The following is a 21,857-nucleotide window of genomic DNA, read 5'->3' as shown; positions in this document are numbered from 1 at the left end:
CCTATGCAGTTTTTCAGATTTCAGCCACGAAAATGTTTTTGTTGAAAAAATGTATTATCCTTATTTTTTTCAACGTTACTACTTTTCAAATCGCGTTGTTACGATAAAATTGAACGTTTTGTTTGTTAATATTTTTGGTGTTAAATAAATCTATCAATGAAACATTTTCTGCGTACAGTTCAGCACGCAATTTTTAATACCATTTTTATAAATTTTATTTCAAAGAATTATGAGTGATAATTTATTCATTCTCACACACAATTTCAGCATGCTATTTTTTACACACAGGGAAAAGTCAATAATTTTCAGCTACAAAAAAGATTATTTTTAATAGATAATTTTCTTAAAAAAAAGTCAATAAATTATCGGTTTACAGAAAAGTTTCAGACTTTAATTTTTTGCGTTAAGATTGGTTTCAAAATGCTTCAAGAAAAGTTAAGAATTAATTTATCTGCGGAAATTTCGGTCGAAATTTCCTGTTTAGGCTAACGGTTTTGGCTAGGCTTTGTGCGGGAAGAAAATCGGCAAGATTTTCGAACCTGTACTAAGCCGAAGCTTTTTGTTTGGTTTTGTTTCTTTTGTTTTCACAAAGCTAAATCAACAAGATTTGGCGAATTAGTAAATATACAAAACTTTGAGAAAGCACAGAACCGGCATGAAGTTTAGCCGGTGTTAGCCTATGCATATACTATTAAATTCCTCGTAAATTTTTCAGGAAATTATAGAATTTCACATTCACTATTTCCAAATAAAATAACTGTTTCTATATCTTCATATTTGAATGTTTTATTTTCTATTTTTTCTATTAAGACATTACAACCTGAGAAGAATTCTTTTACCTGTTTTTTAAAGTTGACTTTAGAAATCCATTGTATTAAATCTCCTTTAATTAAGAAATTACTCTCAATTAATGATGTTCCATTAACACTATAAAAACCATTAGACCCCATGCTTCCATTACTTACAAGAGAATAAGAACGATAAAGTTTAATATTTCCGTTATTAATTATTTCGGCAAGTACCGTGTGAGTTTTAATTCCTCTATTCGGTCCAAATTTCTCTTCCTTTTTATAAGTTATAACTTTATAGTTTTTTTTATCGATTTCAATATGATCTATTTTAGATAAAGATATTTTCTTCTTTTTGTCTCCTTTAAGATATTTGATTTTACTTTTCGTAATTATTGTTCCTTGTTTATATATAGGTATCTCAACTTTAATAATATTCCCATCTTTTGTATATATAATTCCCTGTTCATGTTGTGCATTTGCGAGAATGTTAATTAGAAAAAAGCATAAAGTCATTAAAAATCGCATAATTATTTTTTTTTAATATGTTAAGGCTAACGGTTTTGGCTAGGCTTTTTGCGGGAAGAAAATCGACAAGATTTTCGAACACGCAACTAAGCCGAAGCTTTTTGTTTGGTTTTGTTTCTTTCGGTTTTACAAAGCCAAATCAATAAGATTTGGCGACTTAGTAAATATACACAAAACTTTGGAGTAGGACAGAAGCCCGCATTAAGTTTAGCCGGTGTTAGGTGCAGTTTTTATTCTTTTAATTTCTCAACTTTAATTTCAGCTTTGTCAATTTCATTAAATAGATAGTTTTCTCCTTGTATTCTCAGAATGAATGAATTCCAAGAATTCCATTTGACAAATTTTATATCCGAGAATTCACCTGTTAAATGAAAATTTGAGTAAAGGTCATCTTCGTTTATTAATCTTTTCCAAACTATTTCTGTTCCTCCTCCGTTTTCACTTTCAGATCCTTTTTCAATATAAATTTCGTTATAGATTTCAGATGTTGTGATAATTAATCGATAGAACTCTCCAATAGGAAATTCCTTGTTATTTTGATTTTCAGGAATAAATAAATCTCCTTTACTTATAGTTGTAATCCACTTATAAATATCCATTTCACTCTTATCATAAGTTCTGATTTCAGATTGTGAGTACACGAATAAAGAATTGATAAACGTAAAAAGTATTATAATCGTTTTCTTCATTTTTTTTTAATTGCACCTAACGGTTTTGGCTAGGCTTTTTGCGGGAAGAAAATCGGCAAGATTTTCGGACACGTACTAAGCCTAAGCTTTTTGTTTGGTTTTGTTTCTTTGGTTATCACAAAGCCAAATCAACAAGATTTGGCGACTTAGTAAATATACACAAAACTTTGAGCAAGAACTAAAACCCGTATTAATTTTAGCCGGTGTTAGGCACTGGTTTTATTACTTTTCTAATCTTTCTAATCTTTTTTCTAATTCAATAAATTTTAAGGCAATAAATTTTAATTCTTCAATTTCTTTTTCTTGCTGAATTGTATAAAGAGTTAATTCCTCAATTTTTTGAAGAAGTTTAATATTCATTTCTGCTAAAAGAAGTCCATTTTCTTTCATCTCTTTTTCTGATGCTATTTCAGGTAAATGTTTGTTGTTTTTTAGATATTTCTCAACAGATTCTAATGAAGGTAAATTGTAATCTTTATTAAAAACAAAATCAGCTCCTGCATTTATAGTTACCTTAACTTCGCGAGAATGAATATTTCCAGCAACAGTTAGCTTTGAATCAGGTGTTGTTGTTCCTATTCCAATATTACCACGATCTGAAATAGTCATTCTTTCAATTCTGCTTTGAAGACCATCATCATAGGTCGTTGTATAAAATCCAAGAAAGACTCTATCTATTCCAGGTTGTCCAGTAGGTACATAACCTTTGATACCAGCTGCATATACATCACTTGAACCCATATTAAAATCAAGATAAGCTCCATCACTTCCGACACTTGGATTAGTTATATTTATTTTACTCATCACTCCTGTTGTTCCTGATACATCAAGTTTTGATAAAGGTCTTATTGTTCCTATTCCAACATTACCGCGATCTGAAATAGTCATTCTTTCTATTCTTTTTTGAAGACCACCATCATAGGTCGTTGTATAAAGTCCAAGAAAAACTCTATCTATTCCAGGTTGTCCAGTAGGTACATAACCTTTGATACCAGCTGCATATAAATTACTTAAACCCATGTTGAGATCAAGATAAGCCCCATCACTTCCGACACTTGGGTTAGTAATATGTATTTTACTCATTATTCCTGCTGTTCCTGATATATATCCATTTTGAGCAGTTATATTAAAACTTATTCCAATTAAAGCAATTAATAAAATTCTTTTTTTCATAATAATCTGTTTTATAGTTTTCTTTTGCTTGTGCCTAACGTTTTTGGCTAGGATTAGTACGGGAAGAAAAGGAGCAGAGCCTTTTCGAGCACGTACTAAGCCGAAGCCTTTTTTTTAGATTTATTTTTCTTATTACAAAGCCAAATCAAAAAGGATTTGGCGACCTAATAAACATACACAAAATTTTGAGAAAGAAACAAAACCCGTATTAATTTTAGCCGGTGTTGGGTAACGTTAATTATCGTTGAAATTATTAATATGATTTTTTAACTTATTAATAATTGACCCTTTACTATATCCTTTCCATTTATCGATGATAATTCCTTCAGGATTTATTAAAAAATATGATGGAATTCCATTAACTGAATATAAGTTAGCTGCACCACCATAATATCCTTTACCATCATATAAATTGATCCAATTAATTTTTTTATGCTCAGAAATTTTTTTCCAAATTTCATTATTAGTATCTATACTAATACTTATAACTGTTAAAATTTCTCTATTCATAGAGTCAATTTTTTTTGTTTCAGGCATAGCAAAATGGCAAGGTCCACAACCAACACTCCAAAAATCCAATAATATATACTTTCCTTTAAAATCTGTCAATGAATGTTCTAAACCTTCTTTGTCAAGAGCTTTAAAATTAACCATTTTATTACCGATCTCTATTTTATTAGGAGGATTTAATATTAAATAAATTCCTTCTCCATATAGAGTCTCTTTATATTTAGGTGTTAAAGAATTATAAATATTTTCAATCTGTTGTTTAGTAATTTTAGAGTTAAATTTTGAATTTTCATAAAATAATTTCACTGCACTTTTACTATTCGGATTTTTTTCAATTAATTTAAACTCAATTTCTTGCTTTAATTGATTTAAAGAGTCTGTTAATTTTAAAATTTTCTTAGAAAGTTTTTTGTTTTGTCTGTTTTTATTTCTAGTTAATTCTAAACTGTCTATTTGAATTTGTGTGTTTCGAGTTTTTTCAATGAATTTATTAAGGTTTATTTGTTCTAAGTTTTTACTATCTACTATCCAAGATGATAAAAGATTACTATTAGCTGAAACTTTGATGATTTTATCATCAACCCATAATTCACAAACACCATTAAATTGTTTATCATTCTCGATTTGTAAATACATTTTAACATTTTCATCGTCTAATATTCCTTCAAAATTAAACACACCATTTATGATTGTATCTCTTTTTATTGAAGTAGATATATTTCCATAATCTCTAAATAAATTTATAATTGTTCCATTTGGAATGTTCTCGGTATTTCCAATTATGGTATATTTTTTTTCTTTTTGTTGAAACGATAGACATAGTATTAAGACTATTAGAAGTAGTAAATTTTTCATTTTTCAGCAATATGTTACACAACGGTTTTGGCTAGGCTTTGTGCGGGAAGAAAATCGGCCAGATTTTCGAACCTGTACTAAGCCTAAGCTTTTTGTTTGGTTTTGTTTCTTTGATTTCACAAAGCCAAATCAACAAGATTTGGCGACTTAGTAAATATACACAAACTTTTGAGAAAGCACAGAACCCGTATTAAGTTTAGCCGGTGTTAGCAAACGTTATTAATTATTTTTTAGTTTTTTCCACAGAAACTACCGAATAATTTAAATTTCGCAATTGATTAATTAATCCTTTTTCTCCACCAAGATGACCTGCACCCACAGCAATAAAACACGAATTATCTATAATCAGATTGGTAATTTTTTTCATCCAAAAGTTATTACGCTCATCAATTAGCATCTTTTCCTGTATTTCTATAAAATTTTCATTCCCTAAGAACGACATAATCATATTATTATGTCGGTTGACTTCCTTTTGTTGTTGTCCAATTAAAGCTATGTCTTGCTGTAGATATAACGTCAATAATTTGTTGATATATTCCTTTTGCAAAGAGTCAATTTTCTGATAATTCTGAATAGAATAAATCATAAATTCTACCTCAGATTTATAGCTCATTGTTGGAAGGCGACTATTTATAGAGTCATTGAGCTTTTGAAACTCCTCCATTGAATCTAATTCTTCAATATTCATGTTATACTTATTGGCTTGTTGTTGAAGATAGACATCAAGGATTATTGTTCTAACCGAATCATAGTAAGAATTATCTTTACTAGGGAACTTATTGATTTTAGCATTCTTTTGAGATTGATATTTTATAAAACTCAATGCTTGTACAGGTCTAAGATTCCATTCTCTAATAATTCTAAGGGATTCATCTTTGTTGATAGCTGAGTCTAATATGCTTTTTTGTTTATCTGTCAATAAATTTACATACGTTGAATCTGCGTTAGGCCAGGGTTTTAAATAGCTATTCGATTTTGAATCTTTCTTTTTCGTTAGCAGTTTGACAGCGTTCCTTAAATCCATTTCGCAAATGAATTGGTCAGTGGATATAAAGATTGAATCAAAAGACTGAATTGAATCAAGAACAGACATCCCTCCTTGTTCATGAAATGTCCCAAATAAATAAGAAGGGGATTGAATACCATTTCCTGTAATTTTCCATAACAATCCATATTTAGGTAATGATTCTTGTTGATTGTACTTCCCATTACAGCTAAGAAAAATTAGAAAAGTGATGATTAATAGCAGATTATTTTTCATAAGTTATTGTGCTATTGTTTGTTCTTTAATGTTAGCTAACGGTTTTGGCTAGGCTTTGTGCGGGAAGAAAATCGGTAAGATTTTCGAACACGCAACTAAGCCGAAGCTTTTTGTTTGGTTTTGTTTCTTTTGGTTTCACAAAGCTAAATCAACAAGATTTGGCGACTTAGTAAATATACACAAAACTTTGAGAAAGCACAGAACCCGCATGAAGTTTAGCCGGTGTTAGCCTTAGTTATTATTCATTTATTCTTTCAAATATTCCATTTTCATTCCGCTCAAAACTTGTTCCAATTTCAGCTTCGAGTAAGTCAATAAAAGAATCATCTCTTGATAAAATAGAACCAATAGAAACTAAACTAATATTTTCAAAATCCTCGATATATTCATCAGATTCGTTACCTGATAAAAATCTCCAACCAGTATCTATATAACCCCTTTCTTTATCTACTTCCATTGGCTCTTCTCTGTATATATAGTTTATTGGTGAATTTTCATACAATACTTTATTTGTAGCAAAACATCTATCATAATATTTGTCTACAAGATTTGGCTCAGATAATTCTAAATCGTGGTCTATAATATGTTTATGTTCAAATGTTATTTCATCTCCAGCATATAATTCGTGTATATAGAATGGATGATTGTCTAAATTACCTTTAAATTTATTATTATTTATTTCAGTAATTTCAACCCACATTCTTTCTGCTCCTGGATGTTCTGAATTAGAAGATTCAAACTCGAAAGTTAGTTTTGCAATATTCCCGACTTCAAGATTTTTTGTTATTTCTTTACTTGGTTTGTAAAAAGTGTATTTATTTTCTTTAGCTAACTTTTCTGAATCTGTTAATTTCCAACTTCCGATTTTGTAGCCAAGTGAGTTTATTCTTCTTAAATCAAATTCACATTTTTTGTCAAGTTTACAAAGCTTAATCACTTTTTTAACTATCTCAGTTCCTTTTCGGTCAATTATTATATAATGTTCAACTAATTCAGATGCTAAATTTTCAAAAGCGATTCCGCACTCATTATTTTCTATTAATTCAAATCCGCTTTTAAGTTGTTTTTTTATTTCATTAATGACTTCTGAATCTTCTTCATTAATTAATAATTCAGATTCTACATATTCAAAAAAGTCTATTACAGCTTGTTTTCTTTTTCTGTTATTGAATATCATTTCTGGTTTTTTCTCTAATTAAGGCTAACGGTTTTGGTTAGGCTTTGTGCGGGAAGAAAATCGGTAAGATTTTCGAACCTGTACTAAGCCGAAGCTTTTTGTTTGGATTTGTTTTTTTTGTTTTCATAAAGCCAAATCAACAAGATTTGGCGACTTAGTAAATATACACAAAACTTTGAGAAAGCACAGAACCCGCATGAAGTTTAGCCGGTGTTGGCATGTCGTTTTTTATTTTTTTAATTCTCTTTCAGTCATTTCAGAATTATATTTTTTTCAGTCTTTGTCAAAGCTCCAAATATTCGAAACTTCACGTAATTCGAGTAATTCAGTTTCATTTAAGTTAATTTTCACTTTATAATTCTCCTAAATTTTCTATTTGAGTCTCGTTTATTTTATTTTTCAGACTTTGCTGTTGTAATTCCGTGAATTTTTGTTCTCTTTTTAGATCTATTCATAATTTAAACATTTACGTATTTTTCAATTAGTTAATGAATTTTATATGGTGTTGGCTTGTAGTTTTTATATTTTTCCATTAATAATTCCGAAAGTAATTAAACAGTTTATAACTAAAAAGAATATTCCAACGGTGTTTATGAAAATCATTTTATGCATTATATTCTTAGTTTTCAATATTCCCAAAAGTCCTATTCCAAGAATTATCAAAGAGATTAAAAGTCCTCCAATTTCATAAGCAAAAGGAAGAGCTATACTTGGTAACCAAAGAACAAGAAAAACTCCGATTAAAGTGTTTTGAATTTTACGTTCATTTGGATTTTTAATATTCTTTAGAGTAACTATTGCAGATATAATAAACGGGATACTTATCAAGAGGTTTAGAGCAATTAATAATTCACTCCAAACAAAGGGTTTTATTAAAATTGATAATATCAAAGATGTAGAAACAACAGTAATTCCTATGATATTAATTAAACTCAAATATTTTATTGTTTTTCTCATTTTTAATGCATGCCAACGGTTTTGGCTAGGCTTTGTGCGGGAAGAAAATCGGTAAGATTTTCGAACCTGTACTAAGCCGAAGCTTTTTGTTTGGTTTTGTTTCTTTGATTTCACAAAGCCAAATCAACAAGATTTGGCGACTTAGTAAATATACACAAAACTTTGAGAAAGCACAGAACCCGTATGAAGTTTAGCCGGTGTTGTGGCTAGTTATTCTTCAGTTTGAAATTTATCATTATCAAATTCTGGTGGAGGCGGTGGAACAATTCTTTTACCATTCATATATGAAAAGTCAAAAAAGGACAACCTAGAATCATTTAAATAGTCAATTTCTATTTTTAAATTATCTGTTAATTCATTGTAAGGTTTTTTATACCATTTTTTTGATAAGTATTTTTTGTAATTATGAATTCCGTCACTAATTTCGTTTAACACAAATTTAAGTGATTTTATAGGAAAGGGCTTATCATAAAACACTATGTCAAAATGAACTTTCGAGATTGAATCCCACATATTTGATTGCGGAATTTGAACATCATATTTATGTGTTGACACATTTGGAATTCCGTTTTTCAAATATTCAAATGTTATAAAACTTAAAGAATCTATACTCTTTAATTCATTGTCAAATAGTACTTTTTCTTCATCTACAAAACTTAGAGATGTATTGTATTTTCCACACCCTAAAAAACCTGCTACGCTATCCCGCAAAAATAAATATTCGGATAATGCTTTCTCAATATTTTTTGATTTTGGGTGTTTTTGAATATAAACAGCGTAATCAAAATAGTCTCTTGACTTTTGTGTTTCCACCCAATCATTTTCTGACTGTTTATTTTCTTCAACACTTTTGCATTGAATTGCCAGAATAAAAATTAGAGATAATTTTAATACTATTCTCATTTTTTGTTTAATTAGCCACAACGGGTTTGTATAACCGTCAGTTACGGATAAATATACGAAGTTTTTCGGTTTATAACTGGCGTTAGCAATTCCGAGTGGATTCGGACGTAGTCGAATCCGCCGTAATTGCGGTTATACGTTGTTGTGCACAGTTATTTGCATATTTCATTAAAGTGATAATCCAAAAATGATTTATCAGGTTCATTAATTTTCGGTTTTTTAAATTTCAAACCAGTCAAAAGTTTTTCAATTTGTTTGTCAGATTTTGTTCCGAAAAGAATATTGTATTCAGAGTCCAACGAAAAATATCCTTTATCGAACATTCTGTCGTGTAAAACACAAAAACAAATCGCGTTTTTTGGATTTAACCTTTCTTCTTTATCTACAGTCCAAGGTTTAATGTGGCTGCAAATAAGTAAGTCCGTTTTGTTTATTTCGCAAATTGCACAAGTCGAATTGTAATTGTCCAATACAATTTCTCTTAGTTTATTTTGATAAGCTCGTACTTTGATTTCGCTTTTTGATTCAGTCGGATTATTATTTTTATTAATTTTTTGATTTCGAACAAAGTATTTTTCCGCTTCCTCTTTTACAATATTCAGTTCTTCTATAATATCTAAGGCTTTTATAAAGTCTGAATCATTATTTTTTCGAAGTTCTGAAATTGAATGTTCGTTTAAAATACCTTTTCTATCTCCGCGAATATTGAAATGATGTAATAGTTCCATTACTACAAATCCTCCACCTCGAGCAGGTGCTGGTAAATAAAGTATTTCTCTTTGAATATTCCTATGACTTTTTCCATCAATCAGATACGCTTTTAATACTTCGGCAATTAAGTAATTATCAAATTTATCTGTGATTGCCATAGTTTGGTTTTAATTGTGCACAACGTTTTTGGCTAGGCTTTGTGCGGGAAGAAAAGGAGCAGAGCCTTTTCGAACACGGACTAAGCCGAGGCTTTTTATTTGGTTTTGTTTCTTTAGTTTCACAAAGCCAAATCAACAAGATTTGGCGACTTAGTAAATATACACAAAACATTGGAGTAAGCACAGAACACCGCATGAAGTTTAGCCGGTGTTGCCCACAGTTTTTTTATTCTTTCGCTATTTTTTTCAATTCCGATATTCTGTTTTTATACATCTCAAATATTATCTCAGGATTCCATTCGTCATCTTCTGTTTTTCCGTGACCTAATGACATAAGAGAAACAAGTTTTCCTTTTTCAGTATAAAATTGGCAAGTCCAAGGTTGAAGAACAAAATGATTAATCGGCATATATTTAATCGATTCCTCAGCGTAAATTAATTCTCCATTTTCCTCAAAATAAACTTCCGTGTAAAGAGCAGTTTCTTCGTGTGAGTCAATTTGGATTATTCTTTTTCCACTGTCGTTTTTACAAATTCTCCAAAATTCTTTTTTTCCATTAAAATTAGTTACTGCACTTATGTTTTGTGAGCATTTTGATAATTCAGCGAGATATTGAGTATTAATTCTCTCTCTTAATTTCTCTTCTTTTTCTAATTCGTTCAGTTCAGCTTTTTGAATATTTAATTCAGCTGTTCCTTTTTCAGATTCCGCTACATTTTTTTCAGTCGAGTTGCTTTTTTTAGAATCGCAAGCAGTCAATGAAATCAAGATTATAAATATCAGCAGGATGTTCTTCATAATTGTGAGGCAACGGTTTTGGCTAGGCTTTGTGAGGGAAGAAAATCGGCAAGATTTTCGAACACGCAACTAAGCCGAAGCTTTTTGTTTGGATTTGTTTCTTTGGTTTCACAAAGCCAAATCAACAAGATTTGGCAACTTAGTAAATATACACAAAACTTTGAGAAAGCACAGAACCCGCATGAAGTTTAGCCGGTGTTGGCATTAGTTTTTATTAATCGGAATTGTTACAATTGTCTTTATTGGTATATTAAATTCAGTTGCTGGGTGAACCTTAATTTTTTTCCAAAAATTCGTAAAATCAATATTATCAATATTCCCAATATAACCAACAAGTCTTACAAAATTGATTTGTCCATTCCAATCAATTTCCACTTTGAAAAAAGCTCTAAATCTGTTTGTTTTCTTTCCAAATTGTTCATTAAAAAAATCAATTAACGATATTTTCGTTCCATCTTCCTTTACGTGAAAAAAAATCGGTGATTTTGATTCTTTTGTATTCATTATAACTCCTTCATCAGCCAAATTATTTATTTTGTTATAGAATTCTTTTGAAATTGAATCCAAACGGTCTGTATTTGGATTTTCAATTTTAGGAGTATTATTTTCAAATAGTAAAGAATCTAATTTTTGAGAATAGCTATTATTCGAAATACTAATAATAATTAAAAAAAGTATCAGATAATTAGTTTTCATAATTCAATATTCAAATAAATTGATTGTTTCAATTGTCATACTGCTGCATTCAATTAATGCCAACGGGTTTGTATATGATAAGTAGCGGGTTTTTTAAAACTAATTTTTCGGATTATAACTGACCTTTAATTTATTCTTTTTGTTTCGTTTAAGCAGCTAAACCGCTATTTTTTATATACGTTGTTGTAAGTTGTGCTTTTTTCATTCACTTACTTAATTTCAAAATACGAAATGCTCCTTGAATTACCAACGCAAAAACGATTGTTCCGATAATCAAATCAGGTTTACTTGAACTTAACCAATTCACTAAAATTCCAGCAATTATAACTCCCAAATTGATAATCACGTCATTCGAGGTAAAAATCATACTTGCTTTCATATGAGCCTCTTCTTTGCTCTTTGACTTTTGCAAAATATAAAGGCAAATTCCGTTTGCTATAAGTGCAAAAATTGAAACGATAATCATTGTAGAAAAATCGGGAAGTTTCTCGGCTCCGAAAAATCTTCTCAATACTTCCACAAATCCAATAATCGCAAGTGCTATTTGAAAATATCCAGCAAGTTTAGCAATTCGCTTTTTCTTAATTAAAGTTCCGCCAACTGCAAACAAACTAATTCCGTACACAAAACTATCCGCAAGCATATCCAAACTGTCGGCAACAAGTCCCATTGATTTTGAGATAATTCCAGTTGTCATTTCGATTAGGAAGAAAGCAAAATTTATGGCAAGTACAGACCAAAGTAGTTTTTTTTGATTTTCGTTTTCTTTAAATTCAGTTTGGTTGGTTTGTTCTGTTGAAATTTTCTTTCCGCCTAAATTCAGTTCGATAACTGACTTTTCGATTTGGTCAATTTCTCCACTATGAAAAACGATCAATTTTCTGTTTGGAATATCGAAGTCTAAATTTGCAATACTCAAAATTCCTTCCAATTTCATTCGGATTAGATTTTCCTCAGATGGACAATCCATTTTGCTTATTTCAAATGTTGTTTTTTTCATAATATCATTATTTAGTGATATTACAAATGTAAAAGTCTTGGAACGCAACTCGATTGCAAAGATTATTCGTTACAGTTGTTACATAATCCTTTTATAACCATATTGGCTTGTTGTATTTTGAAATTTTTAGGAAGCTTAATATTTTGAAGAGGAACGTCAAAAAGGCAAAATGTTTTGTTGCAATTATTACAATAAAAATGGTAGTGTAAGTCTTTTGGCTCACAATTACAGCCCTCGGCACAAACAGCATATTTTGTCATGCCAGAACCATCTTCTATACTGTGAATAACTTTATTGTCCTCAAAGGTTTTTAAAGTACGAAAAATAGAACTTCTGTCAGTATTAACTAATGCATTTTCGATGTCTTTTAGTGACTGTGCTTTTTCTTGATTTAAGAGGTGATGTAAAACTACAGTTCGCACAGCTGTGTTTTTCACATTTTTTATTTTTAATATTTCATCAACGATTTGCATTTCCCTAAAATTTAATTTTTTATTCGGACTTATGGCTGCATTCAATGTTGTAACGCAACAACCGTTGCTTTTTTTAAGTTAAGTCTAAGCTACAAATTTCAATTCATTTTCCAAGACTTGTTTAGGGGTTTTAAACCCAATAATTTTTCGAGGTCTATTATTTAATTTCTCTTGTACTTTTAGGAGCATTTTCTCACTGATTTTATTAAAGTCAGTTCCTTTAGGAAAGTACCTTCTAATGAGTCCATTTGTGTTTTCATTAGTTCCTCTTTCCCATGAAGAGTAGGGGTGAGCAAAGTAAATTTTCATACCTGTGTTTTTGGTAATGTTTTTATGTTTAGCCATTTCAATTCCATTGTCGTATGTCATGGATTTTTTAAATATAGGATTCAATTGATTTAGTTTTTTAGAAAACATTTTGGCAATTTCTTTAGCATTTCTAGCTTTAAGTTTAATGATTAAGGTGTATCTAGATTTTCTTTCTACAATGGTTCCTATAGCAGATTTGTGTCCAGCACCAATGATTAAATCCCCTTCCCAATGTCCGACTTCTTCCCGAAGTTCAATATGTTTAGGTCTTAGGTCTATACTGACTTGATTGATTATTTTAGATCCATTTCCACGTTTCTTTTTAATAGGTCTACGACGCGTTTTTTTACGCACAAGTAGTTTGATTAGCTTTTTGTTTAAAGCTCCTTGAGGAGTTAAATATATGTGTCTGTAAATAGCTTCATGAGAAATCGACATGATTGGGTCATTTGGATATTTAATTTTGATACTTCCTGCAATTTGTTCAGGAGTCCATTGATTTAAAAGACCTTTATAAACATAAAATCTTAGTTTCTTATACGTTGATATTTTGTCTCTATTTCTTTTGTTTAGATAATAGTCTTTAGCTGCCCAAAACGCAATTTCAGCCGAATATTCTTCTCTATAATTTTCACCCCATTTATGAAGTTCTCTAGATATGGTTGATCTAGCTCTGGAGAGTGTTTTAGCAATATAACTTTGAGAATTATTTTCTTTCAATAAAGTCTCAATGATAACTCTTTCTTTAAGTGTTAATTTTTGATGTTTTCTACTACTCATTTTACAAATCTATAATTTTAGATTTGTTGCGTTAAGTTATTGAATAGAGCATGTTTTTTAGGCATTACTTACAACGGTTTTGGCTAGGCTTTGTGCGGGAAGAAAATCGGAAGATTTTCGAACACGCACCTAAGCCGAAGCTTTTTGTTTGGATTTGTTTCTTTGATTTCACAAAGCCAAATCAACAAGATTTGGCGACTTAGTAAATATACACAAAACTTTCAAGTTTGCACAGAACCCGCATGAAGTTTAGCCGGTGTTAGCAAATGTTATTTTCTTGTTTCAAATATATATTTTATGATTCTATCATTAATTTTTGAAAGCTCATTTAATATGTAATTCTGATTATTAACAATTCCTTTCATTTTTTCAGCTTGTGTATTATTTATTGTATTTATTTCCTTAATTTTTTCAACAGATCTTTCTCCATATTCAAGAATATTTTAAAATCTAAAGATTTAGATTCTTGAATTGTGATAGTTTGGATTTAATATTTACTAAAAATTACTAAATGTATTATTATTTGTAATTTTCAAAATCAACGGCTTCCTTTTCATAATCTTGGTTTTCATTCAAAATGAAGTCTATTTCAGTAATTACTTTTTGATTTTTCTCTGACATTATAAAAGCTAACCCCCAAGTGTCAATAGATATTGAAAATGTTCCTAGATCACAATTAGCCTCAAGGAGCATTTCGTCATTGATCCATAAATCTTTTGAACCTATAATTTTTACATTTATAGAGTAGAGAGCCTTTTCAAGGTTAGAAATAAAGTTGCTCTTTTCGGGACCCGAAGTGAACTCGATTAGTAGTTCTTTACTCCCATATGCTGGCCTGAGTCTGAATTTGTTCATTTTTAATATTTGCTAACGGTTTTGGCTAGGCTTTGTGCGGGAAGAAAATCGGCCAGATTTTCGAACACGCAACTAAGCCGAAGCTTTTTGTTTGGTTTTGTTTCTTTTAATTTCACAAAGCCAAATCAACAAGATTTGGCGACCTAGTAAATATACACAAAACTTTGAAGTAAGCACAAAACCCGCATGAAGTTTAGCCGGTGTTGCCCACTGTATTTTATTTCATTAAATTTAATTTCAATTCATAATAAAAATCAATTGCAATTATTAATCTCATTATATTAGAATTAAATTCTTCTTCTTTAAATTCATTTGTTAAAGCAATTGCTAATATTGCTGGATTAATATCAGGAACTTCTTTGATGGCTTTTAATAATTCTTTTAAGTTTTGATTTTCACAGTTTTCTATTAAGCAGTTAAGATATTTACCATCTCTCTTTATTTGAAAATATTCTTCCTCAGGTTTACTTTCATTATCGTCATTAGATATAACAACTATTTCTGTGTTAATTTCTTTTTTATATATTTTCCATATTTTGTTGAATAATTCAGACTTTTTTAAATTATTCATGTATTCTGTTGTTTTCTTATTTTCGAATACTTCTAGAGGTATTTGCATTGTTTGAATGTCCTCAAGAAATTCTTTATAGGATATTCCTATATTTTCATTCGTGTAAATTTTCAATATTTCATTTTCAAAAATTTCACAACCATTATTTAATAATTTTATCTCATTTTGAGTAAAACACTTTTCTAATAAATTTGCGTAATTAATCTTTTCTTGACATTGAGATTTAAAACTAAAAAAGATAGTTAAAATGATTAATGATAGCAATTTTTTCATATTGTGGGCAACGGTTTTGGCTAGGCTTTGTGCGGGCTTGAAAATCGACAAGCTTTTCGAACACGGACTAAGCCGAAGCTTTTTGTTTGGTTTTGTTTCTTTTTTTTTCACAAAGCCAAATCAACAAGATTTGGCGACCTAGTAAATATACACAAAACTTTGAAGTTAGAACTAAACCCGCATTAAGTTTAGCCGGTGTTGTGTGCAGTCTTTATTTCAAATGTTTCTTAATATCCATTCGTTGATGTAAAATTCTAATAACTTCCACAATATTATTTTCATTTTTTCTGTAAAAGATTAAATGAGATTTCATTTTTGTTACTCTGTAGCCTTTTCTAATTTCTTTTATAGATCTTCCAATCATAAAATTATCAGCAATAAAATCTATTTCGTCTATTATTAAATTATAATATCTGTCAGCTTGTTCTTTAGACCATTTGTGGAGTGTTTTAACCCAAATTTCATTCAAATCATTTTTAGCTTCTACACTTATTCGATATTCGTTTTTACTCATAAGTGTTTTCTGTGTAAATCTTCTAAGTTTTCTTTTGGATTAAAATTATCTACAAATCCACTTTGTTCTCCAGCTTCTAAAGCTTTAATTAATTCTCTTTCTTTTTTTTCTTCATTTTCTAAAAGTCTTAAAGCAGAACGAATAACTTCACTTACAGAGCTATATCTTCCAGAATTAACTTCATAATTAATAAAACTTTCAAAATGATTTCCAAGTGATATTGATGTGTTTTTTCCCATTTCAAATAATATTTATTCAAATATACCAAAAGTTGGTAACGTATCAAAATTTGATTGCACACAACGGTTTTGGCTAGGCTTTGTGCGGGAAGAAAATCGCCAAGATTTTCGAACACGGACTAAGCCGAAGCTTTTTGTTTGGATTTGTTTCTTTGATTTCACAAAGCCAAATCAACAAGATTTGGCGACTTAGTAAATATACACAAAACTTTGAAGTAAGCACAAAACCCGCATGAAGTTTAGCCGGTGTTGGCTGTAGTAATTTTTAATAACCTCTAATATATTTCAGAAAAATTTTTCCAAAATCTGTAATTTCCAAATAAAGATATGGTTGTGCTCCTAATGCATCCATACCAATATCTTGTAGTAATGATTTTGAAACTAAATCTTGCTTATGATAAGCTAAACTTATATTATCAATATTAAAATCTTTGTCTATAGTGTCTTGAGCAATTTTAACAGCTTTTTCTTGAAGTTTTTTATTACGCTCTTTTAGAATTTCAAAATTAGACTCATTATTTGATTTTATTCGTTTTTTGTTTTCTTTTATTTCAAAAGAAATTGGTTCCATTACTATTTTTTGTTTGTAGTAATGATTTAAGATTTCAATTTGTTTAGAGTTTAAACGTTCTATTAAATCTAAAAATGTTTCAATAAAATCATGATTTTTATTTTCTAAAAAAATTGTTTCAGCTAAAATTTTTGCGAAATATTGTTTCTTTTCTTCAGATTTAATTCGATGTACTCTAAATAAAATTCCTTCAAAAATATCTTCAAAATCTTCATTATCAAAATTTTCAAATGTTTTCCCTTCAGAAGAGTGTTTTTCTAAATTCTGAATAAAGTATTCTATGAATTTATTTATTCTAGTTTGTTTTCTTCTAGAGTAATTATCTACTGCTAATTCAGTGATTAGAGTTCCTACAGGAAAAATTCCAACTACACTTCTTATAGAAGAACTAACATTCGGATACTTATCTTCAAATTCAGAAAATTTCTCATTATATTTCACGATAAATTCTCCTGTGTTTTCAACTATTTTTTTCATTTTTTTTATTACAGCCAACGTTTTTGGCTAGGCTTTGTGCGGGAAGAAAATCGCCAAGATTTTCGAACACGCAACTAAGCCGAAGCTTTTTGTTTGGTTTTGTTTCTTTTGTTTTCACAAAGCCAAATCAACAAGATTTGGCGACTTAGTAAATATACACAAAACTTTGAGATTGCACAGAACCCGCATGAAGTTTAGCCGGTGTTGGCTAATGTTTTTTATTTAGCTCTTTTATACTAGGAATGAATTTTTCAAGATATTCAGGAAAATCATTTTTTAATATAAATTGTTCTTCTTCAATTGTAAATAAGTGACTTGGAGTGTCATTGTATTTACTTGTTTCAAAAAGAGTAACAGAATCAAAGAATTTCCAATTTTCATTCAAGTATTTAAAACCTAGTTCATATCTTTCTTTAACTTCATTATCAGGTACAAAATGTCCACCATTTTCAAATCTAATACGAACCCTTTCCTTTGCTTTTTGAATTGAATCTAAGCAAAAGAAAACTATTTCAACTCTATAATTTTCAGATTTAAAAATCTCAGGCCAATACAATGGAGTAGAGTTGAAGTTTGTTTCATAACAGAAATCATCTCTATTTTTAATAGAATGTTTTATTGTGTTTTCTAGATCTTTTCTAGCAAGATTATGAGCCATTCGGTCTCTAAATTCAGTATCAATTAGAGATTCATACTTTTCTTTATAGACTTTATCATAATCATAAGGTTTTGTTTCTCCTTCAGTGAAAGCTTTCGAGAAAGAAGATTTTCCAGAACCGTTACAACCAGCAATTACTAATAATTTTGGTTTATCCATTAAATTGTGGTCCTGGTGTAGGATTAGGATTTAATTTTCCTTCAGCAAGTTTTTCTTCATAGACACGAATCTCTTCTGAAATTCTAGGAAGTTCATCTTTTAATCTATTTTTCAGATTAGATATATAATTTTGTATGTCTTCTTTTTTACTCATACTGCAAATTTACAAAAATTTTATTTCAAAAAATCTCGCTCGAAAATATTTGCCAACGTTTTTGGCTAGGCTTTGTGCGGGAAGAAAATCGGTAAGATTTTCGAACACGCACCTAAGCCGAAGCTTTTTGTTTGGATTTGTTTCTTTGGTTATCACAAAGCCAAATCAACAAGATTTGGCGACTTAGTAAATATACACAAAACTTTGAAGTAAGAACAAAACCCGCATGAAGTTTAGCCGGTGTTGTAGTGCGTTTTTATTTTTCTTTTCTCTTCGTCTGAAATATTCTCCCAATCTACGTTTTTATCAATTGTCAACTCTACATTCAGACTTAATTTTAGAATATCTTTAATGTGAAAAAACCATTGAGATACAGTCCATTCATTTATTGATGTAGATTTGAAAGCTTTTTGATTATTATCCCAATATACCCCTGCAGCTTCTCTATAAACATATTGGTATATTGAGCGACCATTACCCATTATTTTTAAGATTAGTTCTCTTTTTTCATTAACAACTATTTTTTCAATAATTTCATTTTTCATTGTATTTCAGTAATTCTCGATTTGATTTTTGTGTGTAAACTTTTTAATTTAAAATGTTCAAAAAAAATAAGAGACAATAATTGGAGCTATTTTAATATTTTTCTGATTTTACTTTTAATATATTCTGAAATATTTCCATTCCAACCACATTTTATGCAATTTCCATTATTGAATTCATGTTCGCAGTTTGGGTATCCATATAATTCATAAGCACAATTAGGACATAACTCTGTCATTTCTGAATTATTTTTATAATAATCAGATTCACATTCTATACAAACTTTTTTTTCTTGATTTATCGATTTTTTCAAATGTACTACAACGGTTTTGGCTAGGCTTTGTGCGGGAAGAAAATCGCCAAGATTTTCGAACACGGACTAAGCCGAAGCTTTTTGTTTGGATTTGTTTCTTTGATTTCACAAAGCCAAATCAACAAGATTTGGCGACTTAGTAAATATACACAAAACTTTGAAGTAAGCACAAAACCCGCATGAAGTTTAGCCGGTGTTGGCTGTAGTAATTTTTAATAACCTCTAATATATTTCAGAAAAATTTTTCCAAAATCTGTAATTTCCAAATAAAGATATGGTTGTGCTCCTAATGCATCCATACCAATATCTTGTAGTAATGATTTTGAAACTAAATCTTGCTTATGATAAGCTAAACTTATATTATCAATATTAAAATCTTTGTCTATAGTGTCTTGAGCAATTTTAACAGCTTTTTCTTGAAGTTTTTTATTACGCTCTTTTAGAATTTCAAAATTAGACTCATTATTTGATTTTATTCGTTTTTTGTTTTCTTTTATTTCAAAAGAAATTGGTTCCATTACTATTTTTTGTTTGTAGTAATGATTTAAGATTTCAATTTGTTTAGAGTTTAAACGTTCTATTAAATCTAAAAATGTTTCAATAAAATCATGATTTTTATTTTCTAAAAAAATTGTTTCAGCTAAAATTTTTGCGAAATATTGTTTCTTTTCTTCAGATTTAATTCGATGTACTCTAAATAAAATTCCTTCAAAAATATCTTCAAAATCTTCATTATCAAAATTTTCAAATGTTTTCCCTTCAGAAGAGTGTTTTTCTAAATTCTGAATAAAGTATTCTATGAATTTATTTATTCTAGTTTGTTTTCTTCTAGAGTAATTATCTACTGCTAATTCAGTGATTAGAGTTCCTACAGGAAAAATTCCAACTACACTTCTTATAGAAGAACTAACATTCGGATACTTATCTTCAAATTCAGAAAATTTCTCATTATATTTCACGATAAATTCTCCTGTGTTTTCAACTATTTTTTTCATTTTTTTTATTACAGCCAACGTTTTTGTATAAGATTAGTTGCGTGGTTTAAGCAACTAATTTAGCAAATAAATCACAGATAGAAAGTCTGCGAGGATTTTCATAAGTAGGCTTGCACTAGCAATTAATTTTATACGGTGTTAGCAAAAGTTATTTAATAATTTTAGCAATATATTGTTTATTAGATTTTATTATATAGATACCGGATTTTAATTTATTCAAATTTTGAATTTTTGAATTTTCCAATAATTTTGTCGTTATAAGTCTTCCTTTAATATCATATATATATATAATTGTACCATCATTAATTCCCTTTATATGGATAGAGTCAATGAAAGGATTAGGGTATAAATGAATTTCGGAAGAATTAATTATTTCATTAATTCCTAAAGAAGAGCAATTGGTAGTAGTAATATGATTTTGTAAGATACTCATTTGTGGTTTATCTACATTATTATTCGGTTCGATAGAAAGAATATAGTTGCCCCACCAAGGACCACCAGCCCAATATGTTCCATTAATACAATTTTGCTTTAAGTGATTCAGAAAATTATCCAGTACAACAAGCCATCGATTATCATCAGCAGGCACACCATATTCACCAATAAATCCTTTAAGATTATTTGAGTTTAACCAATTAACAAAAGGTGTAACTCTGTCAATTCCAATATTAGGATATGCACCTTCATTGTCATAGTTATCATTATATAACCCAGAAGCATCATGGTCAAAATATACGTGTGCCTCATAAACTATGTTATTTGATGAATCTACAAGATTTTTTAGATTATCACTGTATGTTAGCCATCTTTCAGCAGAACTCCAACTATCACCACCAACTATTATTGTCGTGTTTTGGTCATTAGTTCTAATTCCATTTATTATTGATTGAGCAATGTCAAACCAAGGTGTGCTAGGAAGCAAATCATGTGGTTCATTCATTATGCCATATCCCCAAATGTTTGGTTCGTCTTTTAGTTCTAACGAAAGTTTAGTCCATAAATCTGTTATATTGGCAACACTTAGATTATTTGAACCGATTATTTCATATACATCATTTATTTTGTAACGACAATAATTGTGTAAATCAATAATTACTTTCATATTTCTGTTATTAGCTAATTGTAAAAAGCTTTTTATTCTCATTAATTCATTTGAGTCTAAACTACCATTCAAAATTGGCTGAATTCTTTCCCATCTAAAAGGTAATCTTATTAGATTTAGGTTTTTGCTTTGATAATAGTCTAATTCACTATCTGTTGGGTAGGTATAGTCAGAATTGAAAGTTCCTGGTATATTTGATCCAAATTCTGCACCAGCTAAATTTACTCCAAAAGGAGATTGTGCAAATATATTTAAGGATATTAATAAAAATAATAGAGCTAAATTATGATTTCGGTTTTTCATTGTTTTTTAATTTTTGCTAACTGACTTAGCTAAGGTTTGGCTGCGGAAAATCGAAAGATTTTTAAGACTAACCGAAAGCGAGTAAACACAAAACAAACAACGAGAAACCACCGACACAGCTTGACTTTAGCGTGTGTTGGCTACTGTAATTTAAAAACCGCCATGCGTGAGGAACGAGGGCAAACACACGGATATTATGAATATATCACTTTTTAAACATTGGATTCCTTCTTTAGAAAGGCAGGATAAAAACCACAAAATATATAGGTCAAAGTATTGTCCAATATGCAATGAATCAAGTAGTAAATTCATTTTTAGAGTTAATGTCAAATTAAAAGTATTTAAGTGTTTTTATTGTGGAAG

Annotated in this window: 25 protein-coding genes; all 25 read right to left on the bottom strand. The window is 29.5% G+C overall.

From position 1 onward, the window contains the following. Positions 1–719 precede the first annotated feature (719 nt). Positions 720–1,316 carry a hypothetical protein gene (locus tag BUB70_RS05085; RefSeq protein ID WP_073118987.1) on the bottom strand — a complete coding sequence of 199 codons (597 nt, stop codon included), beginning with the start codon at positions 1,314–1,316 and terminating at the stop codon, positions 720–722. Between the two features lie 230 nt (positions 1,317–1,546). Then, complete coding sequence (locus BUB70_RS05080; protein WP_143155248.1) at positions 1,547–2,005, bottom strand: hypothetical protein; 459 nt, start codon at positions 2,003–2,005, stop codon at positions 1,547–1,549. Between the two features lie 222 nt (positions 2,006–2,227). Next, positions 2,228–3,178 carry a tail fiber protein gene (locus BUB70_RS05075; protein ID WP_073118983.1) on the bottom strand — a complete coding sequence of 317 codons (951 nt, stop codon included), beginning with the start codon at positions 3,176–3,178 and terminating at the stop codon, positions 2,228–2,230. A gap of 234 nt (positions 3,179–3,412) precedes the next feature. Then, a complete protein-coding gene (locus BUB70_RS05070) occupies positions 3,413–4,543 on the bottom strand; it encodes a TlpA family protein disulfide reductase (protein WP_073118981.1) in 1,131 nt (376 codons plus the stop codon). A gap of 223 nt (positions 4,544–4,766) precedes the next feature. Then, on the bottom strand, positions 4,767–5,804 hold the full coding sequence (locus tag BUB70_RS05065; RefSeq protein ID WP_073118980.1) for a TraB/GumN family protein: 1,038 nt from the start codon (positions 5,802–5,804) through the stop codon (positions 4,767–4,769). Positions 5,805–6,042: 238 nt separating this feature from the next. Continuing rightward, a complete protein-coding gene (locus tag BUB70_RS05060; RefSeq protein ID WP_084730185.1) occupies positions 6,043–6,981 on the bottom strand; it encodes an immunity protein Imm33 domain-containing protein in 939 nt (312 codons plus the stop codon). Positions 6,982–7,500: 519 nt separating this feature from the next. Further along, entirely contained in the window at positions 7,501–7,938 is a 438-nt protein-coding gene (locus BUB70_RS05055) for a hypothetical protein (RefSeq protein ID WP_143155247.1), read from the bottom strand. Between the two features lie 210 nt (positions 7,939–8,148). Beyond that, positions 8,149–8,841, bottom strand: a complete 693-nt coding sequence (locus tag BUB70_RS05050; protein WP_073118976.1) for a hypothetical protein — start codon at positions 8,839–8,841, stop codon at positions 8,149–8,151. A 152-nt stretch (positions 8,842–8,993) separates the two neighbouring features. Further along, complete coding sequence (locus BUB70_RS05045; RefSeq protein WP_073118974.1) at positions 8,994–9,710, bottom strand: HNH endonuclease; 717 nt, start codon at positions 9,708–9,710, stop codon at positions 8,994–8,996. A 226-nt stretch (positions 9,711–9,936) separates the two neighbouring features. Continuing rightward, on the bottom strand, positions 9,937–10,509 hold the full coding sequence (locus BUB70_RS05040) for a hypothetical protein (protein WP_143155246.1): 573 nt from the start codon (positions 10,507–10,509) through the stop codon (positions 9,937–9,939). A 204-nt stretch (positions 10,510–10,713) separates the two neighbouring features. Next, positions 10,714–11,205, bottom strand: a complete 492-nt coding sequence (locus BUB70_RS05035) for a hypothetical protein (protein WP_073118969.1) — start codon at positions 11,203–11,205, stop codon at positions 10,714–10,716. 205 nt (positions 11,206–11,410) lie between these two features. Beyond that, on the bottom strand, positions 11,411–12,205 hold the full coding sequence (locus tag BUB70_RS05030) for a cation efflux transmembrane domain-containing protein (RefSeq protein WP_073118967.1): 795 nt from the start codon (positions 12,203–12,205) through the stop codon (positions 11,411–11,413). 62 nt (positions 12,206–12,267) lie between these two features. Then, positions 12,268–12,723 (bottom strand): Fur family transcriptional regulator, encoded by a 456-nt coding sequence (locus BUB70_RS05025; RefSeq protein ID WP_234950293.1) that lies wholly within the window; start codon positions 12,721–12,723, stop codon positions 12,268–12,270. Between the two features lie 39 nt (positions 12,724–12,762). Further along, positions 12,763–13,767 (bottom strand): IS30 family transposase, encoded by a 1,005-nt coding sequence (locus BUB70_RS05020; protein WP_073118965.1) that lies wholly within the window; start codon positions 13,765–13,767, stop codon positions 12,763–12,765. A gap of 519 nt (positions 13,768–14,286) precedes the next feature. Continuing rightward, the gene (locus tag BUB70_RS05015) at positions 14,287–14,622 is read right to left on the bottom strand and encodes a hypothetical protein (protein ID WP_073118963.1); all 336 of its coding nucleotides are present in this window, start codon (positions 14,620–14,622) and stop codon (positions 14,287–14,289) included. A gap of 217 nt (positions 14,623–14,839) precedes the next feature. Then, positions 14,840–15,577: a hypothetical protein gene (locus BUB70_RS05010; RefSeq protein WP_073118961.1), complete on the bottom strand. Its 738-nt coding sequence runs from the start codon at positions 15,575–15,577 to the stop codon at positions 14,840–14,842. Between the two features lie 100 nt (positions 15,578–15,677). Beyond that, positions 15,678–15,980, bottom strand: coding sequence for a type II toxin-antitoxin system RelE/ParE family toxin (locus BUB70_RS05005; RefSeq protein WP_073118959.1), 303 nt, complete (start codon positions 15,978–15,980; stop codon positions 15,678–15,680). Next, positions 15,977–16,219: a type II toxin-antitoxin system ParD family antitoxin gene (locus tag BUB70_RS05000; protein WP_073118958.1), complete on the bottom strand. Its 243-nt coding sequence runs from the start codon at positions 16,217–16,219 to the stop codon at positions 15,977–15,979. The genes BUB70_RS05005 and BUB70_RS05000 overlap by 4 nt, the downstream gene beginning before the upstream one ends. A 265-nt stretch (positions 16,220–16,484) precedes the next feature. Continuing rightward, positions 16,485–17,267 carry a hypothetical protein gene (locus BUB70_RS04995; RefSeq protein WP_143155245.1) on the bottom strand — a complete coding sequence of 261 codons (783 nt, stop codon included), beginning with the start codon at positions 17,265–17,267 and terminating at the stop codon, positions 16,485–16,487. A 208-nt stretch (positions 17,268–17,475) separates the two neighbouring features. Continuing rightward, positions 17,476–18,084, bottom strand: coding sequence for an ATPase (locus BUB70_RS04990; protein WP_073118956.1), 609 nt, complete (start codon positions 18,082–18,084; stop codon positions 17,476–17,478). Continuing rightward, positions 18,077–18,238, bottom strand: coding sequence for a hypothetical protein (locus BUB70_RS14085; RefSeq protein WP_157359368.1), 162 nt, complete (start codon positions 18,236–18,238; stop codon positions 18,077–18,079). Before BUB70_RS14085 ends, BUB70_RS04990 begins: the two co-directional genes overlap by 8 nt. A 233-nt stretch (positions 18,239–18,471) precedes the next feature. Next, positions 18,472–18,783 carry a hypothetical protein gene (locus BUB70_RS04985; protein ID WP_073118955.1) on the bottom strand — a complete coding sequence of 104 codons (312 nt, stop codon included), beginning with the start codon at positions 18,781–18,783 and terminating at the stop codon, positions 18,472–18,474. Between the two features lie 86 nt (positions 18,784–18,869). Continuing rightward, entirely contained in the window at positions 18,870–19,094 is a 225-nt protein-coding gene (locus BUB70_RS04980; protein WP_200777474.1) for a hypothetical protein, read from the bottom strand. Positions 19,095–19,306: 212 nt separating this feature from the next. Beyond that, a complete protein-coding gene (locus tag BUB70_RS04975) occupies positions 19,307–20,089 on the bottom strand; it encodes a hypothetical protein (protein WP_143155245.1) in 783 nt (260 codons plus the stop codon). A 148-nt stretch (positions 20,090–20,237) separates the two neighbouring features. Continuing rightward, positions 20,238–21,494: a glycoside hydrolase family 5 protein gene (locus tag BUB70_RS04970; protein WP_073118952.1), complete on the bottom strand. Its 1,257-nt coding sequence runs from the start codon at positions 21,492–21,494 to the stop codon at positions 20,238–20,240. Between the last annotated feature and the right edge of the window lie 363 nt (positions 21,495–21,857).

It is taken from the genome of Wenyingzhuangia marina, from assembly GCF_900130035.1.
Taxonomy (GTDB): domain Bacteria; phylum Bacteroidota; class Bacteroidia; order Flavobacteriales; family Flavobacteriaceae; genus Wenyingzhuangia; species Wenyingzhuangia marina.
This window is presented reverse-complemented; position numbering and strand designations above follow the sequence as displayed.

Excerpts from the sequence above, each read along its gene's own strand:
- BUB70_RS05085 (WP_073118987.1), bottom strand. The coding sequence starts at position 1,316 with ATGCGATTTTTAATGACTTTATGCTTTTTTCTAATTAACATTCTCGCA.
- BUB70_RS05080 (WP_143155248.1), bottom strand. The coding sequence starts at position 2,005 with ATGAAGAAAACGATTATAATACTTTTTACGTTTATCAATTCTTTATTC.
- BUB70_RS05075 (WP_073118983.1), bottom strand. The coding sequence starts at position 3,178 with ATGAAAAAAAGAATTTTATTAATTGCTTTAATTGGAATAAGTTTTAAT.
- BUB70_RS05070 (WP_073118981.1), bottom strand. The coding sequence starts at position 4,543 with ATGAAAAATTTACTACTTCTAATAGTCTTAATACTATGTCTATCGTTT.
- BUB70_RS05065 (WP_073118980.1), bottom strand. The coding sequence starts at position 5,804 with ATGAAAAATAATCTGCTATTAATCATCACTTTTCTAATTTTTCTTAGC.
- BUB70_RS05060 (WP_084730185.1), bottom strand. The coding sequence starts at position 6,981 with ATGATATTCAATAACAGAAAAAGAAAACAAGCTGTAATAGACTTTTTT.
- BUB70_RS05055 (WP_143155247.1), bottom strand. The coding sequence starts at position 7,938 with ATGAGAAAAACAATAAAATATTTGAGTTTAATTAATATCATAGGAATT.
- BUB70_RS05050 (WP_073118976.1), bottom strand. The coding sequence starts at position 8,841 with ATGAGAATAGTATTAAAATTATCTCTAATTTTTATTCTGGCAATTCAA.
- BUB70_RS05045 (WP_073118974.1), bottom strand. The coding sequence starts at position 9,710 with ATGGCAATCACAGATAAATTTGATAATTACTTAATTGCCGAAGTATTA.
- BUB70_RS05040 (WP_143155246.1), bottom strand. The coding sequence starts at position 10,509 with ATGAAGAACATCCTGCTGATATTTATAATCTTGATTTCATTGACTGCT.
- BUB70_RS05035 (WP_073118969.1), bottom strand. The coding sequence starts at position 11,205 with ATGAAAACTAATTATCTGATACTTTTTTTAATTATTATTAGTATTTCG.
- BUB70_RS05030 (WP_073118967.1), bottom strand. The coding sequence starts at position 12,205 with ATGAAAAAAACAACATTTGAAATAAGCAAAATGGATTGTCCATCTGAG.
- BUB70_RS05020 (WP_073118965.1), bottom strand. The coding sequence starts at position 13,767 with ATGAGTAGTAGAAAACATCAAAAATTAACACTTAAAGAAAGAGTTATC.
- BUB70_RS05015 (WP_073118963.1), bottom strand. The coding sequence starts at position 14,622 with ATGAACAAATTCAGACTCAGGCCAGCATATGGGAGTAAAGAACTACTA.
- BUB70_RS05005 (WP_073118959.1), bottom strand. The coding sequence starts at position 15,980 with ATGAGTAAAAACGAATATCGAATAAGTGTAGAAGCTAAAAATGATTTG.
- BUB70_RS05000 (WP_073118958.1), bottom strand. The coding sequence starts at position 16,219 with ATGGGAAAAAACACATCAATATCACTTGGAAATCATTTTGAAAGTTTT.
- BUB70_RS04995 (WP_143155245.1), bottom strand. The coding sequence starts at position 17,267 with ATGAAAAAAATAGTTGAAAACACAGGAGAATTTATCGTGAAATATAAT.
- BUB70_RS04990 (WP_073118956.1), bottom strand. The coding sequence starts at position 18,084 with ATGGATAAACCAAAATTATTAGTAATTGCTGGTTGTAACGGTTCTGGA.
- BUB70_RS14085 (WP_157359368.1), bottom strand. The coding sequence starts at position 18,238 with ATGAGTAAAAAAGAAGACATACAAAATTATATATCTAATCTGAAAAAT.
- BUB70_RS04985 (WP_073118955.1), bottom strand. The coding sequence starts at position 18,783 with ATGAAAAATGAAATTATTGAAAAAATAGTTGTTAATGAAAAAAGAGAA.
- BUB70_RS04975 (WP_143155245.1), bottom strand. The coding sequence starts at position 20,089 with ATGAAAAAAATAGTTGAAAACACAGGAGAATTTATCGTGAAATATAAT.
- BUB70_RS04970 (WP_073118952.1), bottom strand. The coding sequence starts at position 21,494 with ATGAAAAACCGAAATCATAATTTAGCTCTATTATTTTTATTAATATCC.